Source organism: Legionella tucsonensis, assembly GCF_001468035.1.
Classification (GTDB): Bacteria; Pseudomonadota; Gammaproteobacteria; order Legionellales; family Legionellaceae; genus Legionella; species Legionella tucsonensis.
Genome location: NZ_LNZA01000001.1, coordinates 911,071 through 922,162 on the forward strand (window position 1 = coordinate 911,071; position 11,092 = coordinate 922,162).

The following is an 11,092-nucleotide window of genomic DNA, read 5'->3' on the forward strand; positions in this document are numbered from 1 at the left end:
TCCGTGTTTTTCTGGCCTCAAACTGTTGAAAACAGAGCTGCCTTAAGAACAGCATTTGCCGCATTAATTGCTGTTTTGATTTCATTTAAATTTCATTTGGAAACCCCATTTTGGTCAGGAATGAGTGTTGTTATCGTTTCCAATTTATATACTGGCAACATCATCGATAAAGCCTCAATGCGTATTATTGGTACTGTTGCAGGAGCGTTTTTGGGGTTCTATATTGCAGGATTGGTCGCCAACAGTTTTTTACTCTATTTGCTTTCTTGCTTTTTAATTGTGTGCATGGGTTCCTATTATTACAGCTTCAGTGCTAATGGTTATGCTTATTTGTTAGGAGCACTGTGTGCTTTCATAATTATTTCACAAATTGCGATGAATCCGCAAAATGTGTTTTTCGTGGCTATTTGGAGACCTGTTGAGATTGGAATTGGCGTTTTGGTAGCAGCAATCAGCGCTTATTTTATTTTTCCCAATCATTTAAAGGATAATATTACGGTACAACTTCATGGTATTTATACTGATTTTTCAGCAGAATTGGATCAATTACTCACGGTGTTGTTTGAGAGTAAGCCTGATTTTGACTTGTTATTACAAAGCACTTTAAAAATAAAAAGAAAACTACGTAAAGCGGTAGAGCTCATTGGCGCTATGACCCATGAATTGGGAGTTACTAAAGCCAGGATTGATGAGGTACGTGCTTTATTGGATATTTTTTATGATTTATCACGACAGTTACACTATCTGATTCTCATTTCTCCACAGCATAGTGATTTAACCATTGTGCAATCATTACCTATAAAGCCTGTATTGAATGCGATTCAATTGGATCTGACTCAACTACAAATCGCTTTTACTAATCACGTGGATACTCCTAAAGAATTACAAACAGGACCTGAAATCGTAGAACTGGAAAAATATGTGAAACAGAAGCAAAGCAATGGAGATACGTCTTCTTTTTTGATCCCAGATACAAGTAGCGACATCGAAAAGCAGCAACTCATTTTTAAGAGTAATTTTGTCTATGCATTGATTCATTTCTTACACCAAGTGAACCACAACCTTCTTTTGATGCAGTCTTTATTTAGCCGCATTCCTCATGGCATGACCGCAAAACATCATGTCTTAAAAACACAGGAGCGCATTCGTACGGATGTCGATGTCATTAAACGCAGCATTAAAGCAGGGATCTCGGTTATTTTGGCTTTAGGTTTTTGGATGATAAGTAATTGGTCTGGTGGTTTAAATGGAGTTATCAGTAGTCTCGTGCTTTCCATTCGTAAACATCTTTTTGAAATGAAAAATGCGAGCATTCATCGTTTACTTGGTTGTATTTGGGGTGGAGGGGTCGCTTTATTTTCCTTATTTCTAACTAAGATGACTTTTTATGATTTCATTTTAATATTTTTTTTTTCAATTTGGGGATTTTCTTATTTTATGTTTAAGTTTCCCAAATATTCTTATATTGGGTTACAAGCAAACATCGCTTTGATTATTTCTCTTGCTCAAGAAGGAGGACCGCCTGTTTATTTAGCTCCTCCATTACAGCGTTTGGGCGGAATAGTAATTGGAATTGTTACAAGCTTTATTGTTGCAAATCTTATTTGGCGTTCCGATGTTTGGACTATGTTAAATCGTTACCTAAATAAGTTATATATTTATATAGGGCAGAATTTAAAGCAAATTCTCTTATCATCAACAAACCAAATAAAACTGCATGATTTGGCAAATTTGTTTTGGTCTTCCCGGGAATTGCTTGAGTCGCTTGCTGATGAACCGTTAAGTTCCAAAAAACAGAACTTGTTAACAGAGCTGACAAAGCGTTTTGAATCTTTGGTAATAATACAGGCTACTACAAGCCATATTTTATTGACTATTGATCGAGAAAAGGTTGAAAAAACAGCTCAATTATTGGGTTATGAATTATCTTCTTATGAAAAAGCGATTTGGACCGCTTTTGAAAAACACGATGCGGCACATGGGTTGAAATTAAGCCATCAATTACAGTATTTGTTATCAGAAATAGATAAAAAAATGATATCTTTTCAAATTTCCGATGACGATTTAAGAGGATTTTTAGCTTATATCAATGCTTTAAATCAATTGGTTTTACAAATCCACTAATTTTTTTGTAGTGTATCTTGATGTAATTTTTTTATTTGTACGTTCAAAAAAAAATAATTAAAATCAAATTATTATTAAAAGAAGTTTTTTACTGATTAATAGTTTTTGACAAGAGGTTATTGTTTAAATTTTGTCATTTTTTGTTGCAAAAAATTCCATAACGTGTAAAAATTGCTCGACTATGAAAACGAAAATAATCTCCATTACAATTTTTTTAACCTTAATTGCCTTGAGTATTTCAGTATGGTGGTTTTGGTTCGTAAAGCACCCATCAACCATGTTCAGACAGGCTAATTTTGATCGGTTACCTGGTTGGAAATCAGCAGATCTAAAAAAGTCTTTACTGACTTTTCAGACTTCCTGTCGTGCCTTTATCAAGCAAAATCCAGAGCAAATTGTCGGGACAGATCAGATCGATTTACAAGTAAAAGATTGGCAACCAGCATGTAAAGAAGCTTTAAAAATTTCTCCCACAGCTGAAAATGAAGCAAAGCAGTTTTTTGAAAAATGGTTTACTCCGGTAGAGTTTACTGACACCGGTGAAAAACCTGGCTTATTTACAGGTTATTATGTGCCTGCAATTAAAGGACGTTATACTAAATCCAAAGAGTTTCATGTTCCTCTTTATGAAACTCCAGATGATCTTGTAACTGCAGATTTAGGTCTGTTTTTTAATGATTTTAAAAGTCGTGGCATTGTAGGCCGGTTAGAGGGTAAAAAATTCGTCCCGTATTACACTCGCGAACAAATTAATAATGGTGCACTTAAGGGTAAGGCACGCGTTTTAGTATGGGTTAATAGTCCAATAGATCGTTTGTTTTTGGAAATTCAAGGTTCAGGAGTAATTGAACTTGAAGATGGTAATAACCTTTATATTGGTTATGATGCTCAAAATGGCAAGCCTTATACTGCGATTGCCGGAGTGTTGATCAAAAAAGGGGTTATGACTAAAGATAATGCGTCCATGCAGGCAATAAAACGTTATTTGGAAGCTCATCCCAAACAGATGGATAAAGTGATCAATCAAAATAAATCTTTTGTTTTCTTCCGTAAAATGTCGTATGGAGCCGCCCTAGGCTCGCAAGGTGTGCCTTTAACTCCTGGTTATTCGCTGGCTATTGATAAACAATGGGTACCTATGGGGGCTCCTCTTTGGTTAAACACTACGCGTCCTGATAGCAAAAATCCTAATAAAAATAAACCTATGCAACGTTTGATGATTGCTCAAGATACCGGAGGAGCAATACGCGGCAAAGTACGCGGAGATGTTTTTTGGGGTGGTGGTGAAAAAGCAACTTTAATTGCAGGTCATATGAAGAATCAGGGGCATTACTGGATTCTTCTACCGAAACATGCAATATCTCGTTTAGAGAAAAATAAATTGATTTCTGGATAATTTAATTCCTTCGCCTCTCTCCCGATAGTGGGAGAGAGCATCAGTTATCAATTAGCTTTGATTTCCAAATATTTTATTTACTTCAGATTTTTGCCCGGACTCTTTTAGTGAGGGTATAACGTTATTTAATGCTTCTGTATTATTATTCAATGATTGAGCTGTATTGTTTTTTAAAGCATCGGCTAAGCTAATAAATTTGTATCCATTTTTTCGATACATTTCAATGATGTCTTCTAGACATAAACTGTTAAGAAGATTTGCATGGATTAATAAAATTTGTTTAACATTTTTTCCTTTAGCATTTTTTTCAGCTCTTAAGGTCTGTTGCCAAATGTAAGCCAAATAACGTTTTTTAAATGCTGGTAGATTTTGAGCTCTTTTTCTATAAGGTATCCTGTAGAAACGTGCATTAAACTCATAGTCTTTACTGTCAATCGTGACTGGAGCAATAGTGTATTGATGTGCAGCCAGGTAGTCATACACTTTTTGTTTTTTTTGACCAGTCCCTTCAGCTAGGTAAGGATAACGAAAATATTTAGGCTCTGTCAGTACAGGTGCTAAGACAGTATCAGCACGATCTATATCCGCGATGTATTTATCAGCACTCATGTTATTCAAGCTGTTATGAGTATAAGTGTGATTACCTAAAGCAAAGCCTTGATTACGGAATGTTTCTAAAAGATCCCATTCATTTTTCGCAACCGCTTCGCCAATGACAAATCCAGTAGCTGGAACTTGATTGTTAACAAGAGCATTGACTATAGCCATAAATCGATCTTGGGTTCTTTTTAGACTTGCTGGCGTGCTAGTACCGGAACCAACAAAGGGTAAATCATCAATTGTAATTGCAATTTCTTTTTCTTCAGCAAAACATGGAGAATTAAGTATGCAAAACATAAGCGTTACACCGGCCCATCGAAGCAACATGATATCCCCTAATTTATTTTTATTATTTAAAAATAACTATAGTAGATAATTTTCAAAAAAGTATAATTTTTCATAATTTCTTATTTATTATGAAGATTTTTAATGATAAACTGATTGGTTTTTTATTCGAAATATACGGGTTTGAAAACTGTCATTGTTCAATGTAATTATTTTACATTGAACTCATATTAGGAGACTTTAATCAAATTGATTGGGTTTACAGTTATATAAATGCTTGTTGTTTCCACATGTAACTAAATGGTCCATCTCTTTGGATTAAATCTTGGAATTGACCTTGTTCTACAAGTTGTCCTTTCTCCAATACCAGGATTCTATCCATTTGTTTTAATGTGGCAAGCCGATGTGCTACAATGATCGTTGTTTTACCTTGCATGATATGCGTCAAGGCGTTCTGAATATAGCTTTCGGTAATTGAGTCGAGCGCTGATGTAGCCTCATCCATGATTAGAATTTTGGCGGGTTTTAAATAAGCTCGTGCAATAGCGATGCGTTGCTTTTGTCCGCCAGATAATTTCATTCCTCGCTCACCCACCAGAGTGTGATACCCTTCGGGGAGTTGTTGGATAAATGCATCGCATTCGGCTAATTTAGCTGCGTGATATATCTCCTTCTCAGATGCTTCCAGATAACCGTAGCGGATATTATCCAAGATGGAGCGGTGAAATAAATCAACTTGTTGAGGGACTAAGGTGATGGCGCGGCGCAAACTGTTGATGGTGATCATTTCTATGTTTTGTCCATCGATAGTTATTTCACCCTGAAAAGGTTCGAAAAGACGCAGGAGCAAATGAATTAAGGTTGACTTCCCAGCCCCAGAGCTTCCAACAATACCCACTTTTTCTTCCGATTCAATGCGTAGGTTAAAATCGTTAAACAAAAGCATTTCGGGATTGTATCCAAAGTTTATGTGTTGCAGCACGATTACCCCTTTTGTAAGTTTCAAGGGTTTCGCATCAGGAAGGTCGACGACATCATGGGGTAACATCAATACATTCATGGCTTGACGAAATTCACCAATACCTTTAATACTGTCGCCTATGGTTTGTCCCAGTACATAAATATGACTTAGGCTCGTTATGAGTAAAGTAAGTACAAAAGCAAAATCTCCTGGCGTTACATCAGCATACATACGTCCATAAATCAAAAGGCTCATAAAACTTACCAGTAAGGTGAATGTCATCAACCCTTGGAAAAAGTGAAGTTTGAGTAAAGTCCATTGAACGTGTTGTTCCGAAACTTTTAATGAATCAAGGCTTAGCCCCAAGTGTTCTTTTTCAAACTGGGTTTGACCAAAGATTTTTGCAGTAATGATATTGCTAATTACATCAATCAATCTTCCGCTCATCTGATTTTTATTGCGAGCGAAGAGTTCGGCGGATTTTCCTACCGATTGAGAGAGTCTTAATGTTATAAAAACAAATAACACAGTCCACACAATAAATACTAGGGAAAAGCTCCAAGATATAGTCGCTAAGAAAAATGTTACAATGATTGGTGTAGCAAGTCTTGCTATAAATCCTTCAAAAAAATTACGAACTAAAGGCTCCATACCATTACTTACATCTTGTATTTTACTGGAAATGTCTCCGGCCAAATTACTTTGGAAAAAATGGATGCTGTGTTTGCTGATGTAATGGAAGAGATCATCAATGATTTTTGCTTTAACGGCAGGGTACATTTTCATCGCGGCATATAAATAGGCACGCATGGTGAGATTATGGTAAAGATCCATACTGACATAAAGGCATGCAGGGAGGATGATATGAGGTAAGAGCGTTTCTTTGGGTGTATAGCTGACGACATCAATTACCCACTTCATCAAATAGGCCTGAAAGCTGCTTTCAAATCCAGCAACAATAACTGTAATGAAAAAAACCCAGAGGTAGCGTTTATTTTGTCGCAAATAGGGACTCAAAAACGTGAGGATGCCAGGTATTTTTTGCATGGCCTAAATCGGTAAAGATACTTTGTTTTAAATGTAACACTGATTTTTTTTTGAAGCTAGTTAGGCGTAAAATGATTAGCGCGATCTTTTCAAATAGATCAGGTACCACTTAAGGCAGTACCTGATCTTGGTTTTTTTTAATTATCAGCTTTCCTCACCCCTTTTTCAATGTCTTCACCAATCTGTTGATCGATTTTTTTCCAGTATTCAAATACTCTTTTTAATACAGGTTCGGTGACTCCATTTTTCAGATGACCCACTACGTTACTAATTAGCCTGTTACGTGCTTCATCATCCATTACTTTGCGTACAAGAGTATTTGCCTGTCCGAAGTCATTGTCATCTTTGCGGAGAGTATATGCTGCACGTACGAATTCCCCGTGTGCTTCCCATGTTGCTACTTCAGGGTTTCTCGAGCTATCTGCTTTTGGACCTCCTTTGGAGTTTGGTGCATAAACAGGATCTAAGATATTCTCGATACGCATTGCACCATCTTTGCTATAGCAATGAACAGGGCATTTGGGTTTATTAACAGGTATTTGCTTGTAGTTCACGCCCAACCGTGCTCGATGCGCATCAGCATAGGAGAATACCCTTGCAAGAAGCATTTTATCCGGGCTAATCCCTGTTCCTGGAACCATATTGTTAGGTTCAAATGCAGCTTGCTCGATTTCGGTGTGGTAATCCGTAGGATTTCGGTTCAGGGTCAATTTACCGACCTTGATGAGAGGATAGTCTGCGTGTGGCCATACCTTTGTGAGATCAAATGGATTAAAACGATAAGTCTCTGCTTCTTTGAACGGCATAATTTGCATATAAAGCGTCCAACTTGGAAACTCGCCTCGTTCTATAGCTTCATACAGATCGCGGGTATGGTAGTCACCATCTGTACCCGCCAAGCGGTCAGCCTCTTGCTGAGTCAAAAATTTAATTCCCTGATTGGTCTTGAAGTGATACTTTACCCAGAACTTTTCACCTTGGGCATTTACCCACATGTAAGTATGACTTGAATATCCATTCATGTGACGCCAGCTCTTTGGGATCCCGCGGTCACCCATCAGCCATGCCACTTGATGGGCTGATTCTGGTGAAAGGGTCCAAAAATCCCACTGCATATCATGGTCACGCAGGTTGTTATTGGCACGGCGCTTTTGAGATCGTATAAAATGCTGGAATTTCATTGGATCACGTACGAAGAAAACAGGGGTGTTGTTCCCAACCATATCGAAGTTACCTTCACTGGTGTAAAATTTCACAGCGAATCCACGGGGATCGCGCCAGGTATCAGGACTTCCTCTCTCGCCTGCAACAGTTGAGAAGCGGAGAACTAAATCAGTTTTTGTTTCTGGCTGAAAAACAGCAGCTTTAGTGTATTTGCTTACATCTTCTGTTACTTCAAAATGTCCGAATGCTCCACCACCTTTTGCATGAGGTTGACGCTCTGGGATTTTTTCACGATTGAAGTTTGCCATTTGCTCGATCAAGTAGTGATCATGTAGAAGTATAGGACCATTTGGTCCAATGGTTAAAGAGTGCTCATCACTTGATATTGGTATTCCAGAATCTGTTGTTGTAAATTTTTTTTTGTTGTCCTTATCTGCCATTCAAATATCTCCCTTAATTAGATGCGATGATTGTTACTAATTATATCTGTGAAACTTCAGAATGCTAGTTTTTAGGGACGTTTCCCAGGTGTTATCCTTGCCACTTACAGGTTGAAGCTAATCATGTTTATTGGGAACTGACGGGACATTCGGCAGTATTCCGCTTTATCAAATTCCTGAGATGTACTTTGAAGGATTGACTAATAATAGAGGTCTACATGCGGAATCTTTCGATTTTTCATATCGCCTATCACTACCGTTGCAGGTTTTGCATCGGTTTGTGTATTTGTGCCGTCCATACCTAAAAAATCATCATAGGAAAAAGCGTAGGAATTTAAATAGCTATCTTGTGGATGATCTATATTTTTATCAAAACTTAACGCATGCATTGCCTCGGAATAAACATTGACACAGGGGGCATCTTTAGTTGTGCCACATTGATTTACAATATAGTCAACAGAATGATCAACGTTGTTGAAGTAGTATTTTAACAGCTCTTGCATTTGTTGTTTGTTTCTGAAAATTGGATTACCCTGTGCATCAAAGAAATCTTTACCAATGAAGGCCGATTCTTTACGCATTAGCATACCTGAAACAATGGCAGAAGTCAGATCTCGTGCAATAGTCGCATCCACAGCGTTTTTATTATTAAATGGTGCTTGTGCTCCCATAAAAATTGAATTACTGGCTTGTGGCGAACCCAGATTATAAGACAAAGTTTCAGTGCCAAGCCCGCCATCACGTGAAAAAACTAATGTCTGACTGTTGGGCTCAAAAGTTCCTGACCAAATACCTTTATTTAATTCGTTTAAATCAATTTTAATGGAACGATTTATCGAAGAAGAATAGTACTGACTTAATTCATTGATATAGTTGGTAAAATATCCACTAAATCGATCGCCAAATCTGCCGGGAGCATTGACTCGCATTAAGGCGTTTACTGAATTGTAAACAACTAGACTGGACCATTCCGAATGGTTCCACCGTTGAGCACATTCAGGAGAATCTATTGTTTCACTTGCAGCACGGCAAATGATTGTTTTCATATTTTTAATGACTGCATCGAGTCCGCCAAAATGTCCATACTCATGGCCTGCTTGTTGAATGGTATAAGGAATGGCAATAAAATCAACGCCAGTCGGGTTAATAACAGTTTCGCCACGGGTACTGTAATTAAACTCTACTTTATCAAAAAGTGTTCCATTTGTAGTTGTTTGAGGGTTGTTAACGTCGGGTTGCTTTGGAGTTAGGGTATCTTTATCTGTAGGTATATCCAGAGTATTCCCAAAAGAGATATAAATTCTGCCAGAAGTAAGATGAGGTATGCAGGCTTGTGCCATTCCTCCCGAGCTAGGAATTAATTCGGACAATGAAATTCCATAGTTTTTCCCATTCATATTTATATCAGCAATATCAACAAGTGTACCCACACGATTTCCATTATTAAACTTTACATAAGCATGTTTTTGGGTTGCCGGATCAATACCTAGTACTACAATGTAAGTATTGTTATTTTCAATATGTGTGTTGTTGGTTTTTGATAGGTCAAAGCTAAGTGACATTCCGCCACCCTGACATTTATTCTGTGAGAAAGCATTCTCACTCACAGTTAACAAACCAGCTAATCCAAGCATTAAAATGCTTAATCTGCTCAATTTGGAAATTTTCATTACATAAACCTCACTAAGGTTAAATCGGGATTTACCCCCATAATTTTGTACTATGGCCGCAAAAACAACCTTAAATAGTTATAGATTGATTATTATACAGGTTTCATGACTTTATTTACTATAACCAACTAAAATAAGGGCTGAACTCACTTAGTAAGTCTTATCTTTTCAGTTACTTGCTTTAGGATTTGGCAGTAATTTTTTTGCTGTTGATTTGAAATAACTCAATAATTTGTTCAAGAATTGAGGAACCTTAATGCCATCTTTGCGTCGTGATAACCCGCAGCGATTCTCTTTCTGATTGTGTTAGAAGAAAAATCAAAGGGAGCGTTTACATTTTCTGGATGCTTATTTTCAATATAAACAATATTTTCAATGTACTTGTAATTTATTAGGCGTTGATATCCCGGTAGCTGTTTGATAGGGCTATTAGGAGGTACAATTTTGTCAATTTCATTGATTACTTCAATGTATTCATTAATTTTTTCCGTTAACTCTTTATTAAATCTGATCTTATTGGAGAACTGAATTTCAAAAATTCTGTCAAAAACGTCAGCCATATTGGCAGGTATTTGCCCTTGGCTAGGGAAAAGATTGATGACAATAATTTGCTTTTCTACTGCAGGATCAGGATCAAGACATTCTAAAACAGGGGAGAGTGGTGTATTTTCAAATAACCCACCATCCCAATAATAAGTGTTATTTATCATGGTCATAGGAAAACCAGGAGGTAAACTGCCGCTGGCTAAAACATGTAGAGGAGTAATTTCTGTCCGCTTATTACCTTGATTTGTAAATGTTTTTACCTTTCCAGTTGTAATATCTGTTGCAGTAAGAATTAAACGCGTAGTGGTATTATTTACCTTTTTAAAATCAATATACTTTTCTAATAATTGTTGCAAAGGTTTAGTGAAATAAAAACTAGTCCAATCTGCTAAATTCCAATAGTCGGTTCGTGGATAAAAAAAGGAGGGATTGCCAAATAATGCCAAATAGGAACTCAATTTATCATTTAAAAAAGGAGATGAAAAAATCGTAAACTCTTCCCACATTGCTTCAAGAGTCATGATGGGATCATCTTTAGATCCGACAAGGGCTACAGCATTAATAGCACCTATAGAAACTCCTGAAACAATATCGAGTGAAAATTGAGGGTTTTCATAAAGACATTTTAATGCGCCAAACTCATAAGCTCCCAGCGCACCGCCTCCTTGCAGCACCATCCCTGTTTGTTTCATGTTATCCATCTTAATATCGGTTGATTACCTCTTTAAGTATAGATTACTTTACTCTTTAAATTCGAGGCGCAGAATTAACTTCACTTCATTTTTCCAAGCCTAAGATATTCTCTTTCCAAAATTCTCTTTTTTTAGTTGTTCAGTATTCCTTAATATATTGATTGCTA

Annotated in this window: 7 protein-coding genes; 2 read left to right on the top strand and 5 right to left on the bottom strand. The window is 37.0% G+C overall.

All coding sequences use genetic code 11. The annotated features are described in order from the left end of the window. The first annotated feature begins 3 nt into the window (after positions 1-3). Entirely contained in the window at positions 4-2,124 is a 2,121-nt protein-coding gene (locus Ltuc_RS03960; RefSeq protein WP_058520033.1) for an FUSC family protein, read from the top strand. A gap of 181 nt (positions 2,125-2,305) precedes the next feature. Then, the gene (gene mltA, locus Ltuc_RS03965; protein WP_058520034.1) at positions 2,306-3,520 is read left to right on the top strand and encodes a murein transglycosylase A; all 1,215 of its coding nucleotides are present in this window, start codon (positions 2,306-2,308) and stop codon (positions 3,518-3,520) included. Between the two features lie 51 nt (positions 3,521-3,571). Here the strand turns inward: mltA and Ltuc_RS03970 are convergent, their stop codons facing one another. From Ltuc_RS03970 to Ltuc_RS03990, 5 genes are all read right to left on the bottom strand, one after another. After that, on the bottom strand, positions 3,572-4,447 hold the full coding sequence (locus tag Ltuc_RS03970; protein WP_058520035.1) for a polysaccharide deacetylase family protein: 876 nt from the start codon (positions 4,445-4,447) through the stop codon (positions 3,572-3,574). A 223-nt stretch (positions 4,448-4,670) separates the two neighbouring features. After that, entirely contained in the window at positions 4,671-6,413 is a 1,743-nt protein-coding gene (locus Ltuc_RS03975; protein WP_058520036.1) for an ABC transporter ATP-binding protein, read from the bottom strand. 137 nt (positions 6,414-6,550) lie between these two features. Further along, positions 6,551-8,017 carry a catalase gene (locus Ltuc_RS03980; RefSeq protein ID WP_058520037.1) on the bottom strand — a complete coding sequence of 489 codons (1,467 nt, stop codon included), beginning with the start codon at positions 8,015-8,017 and terminating at the stop codon, positions 6,551-6,553. Between the two features lie 200 nt (positions 8,018-8,217). Then, positions 8,218-9,687 (bottom strand): beta-1,3-glucanase family protein, encoded by a 1,470-nt coding sequence (locus Ltuc_RS03985; RefSeq protein WP_083498034.1) that lies wholly within the window; start codon positions 9,685-9,687, stop codon positions 8,218-8,220. A gap of 236 nt (positions 9,688-9,923) precedes the next feature. Beyond that, positions 9,924-10,925 carry a patatin-like phospholipase family protein gene (locus tag Ltuc_RS03990; protein WP_058521597.1) on the bottom strand — a complete coding sequence of 334 codons (1,002 nt, stop codon included), beginning with the start codon at positions 10,923-10,925 and terminating at the stop codon, positions 9,924-9,926. Positions 10,926-11,092 lie beyond the last annotated feature (167 nt).

Coding starts and splice junctions, on each gene's coding strand:
- Ltuc_RS03970 (WP_058520035.1), bottom strand. CDS start 4,447: ATGTTGCTTCGATGGGCCGGTGTAACGCTTATGTTTTGCATACTTAAT.
- Ltuc_RS03980 (WP_058520037.1), bottom strand. CDS start 8,017: ATGGCAGATAAGGACAACAAAAAAAAATTTACAACAACAGATTCTGGA.
- mltA (WP_058520034.1), top strand. CDS start 2,306: ATGAAAACGAAAATAATCTCCATTACAATTTTTTTAACCTTAATTGCC.
- Ltuc_RS03990 (WP_058521597.1), bottom strand. CDS start 10,925: ATGAAACAAACAGGGATGGTGCTGCAAGGAGGCGGTGCGCTGGGAGCT.
- Ltuc_RS03975 (WP_058520036.1), bottom strand. CDS start 6,413: ATGCAAAAAATACCTGGCATCCTCACGTTTTTGAGTCCCTATTTGCGA.
- Ltuc_RS03985 (WP_083498034.1), bottom strand. CDS start 9,687: ATGAAAATTTCCAAATTGAGCAGATTAAGCATTTTAATGCTTGGATTA.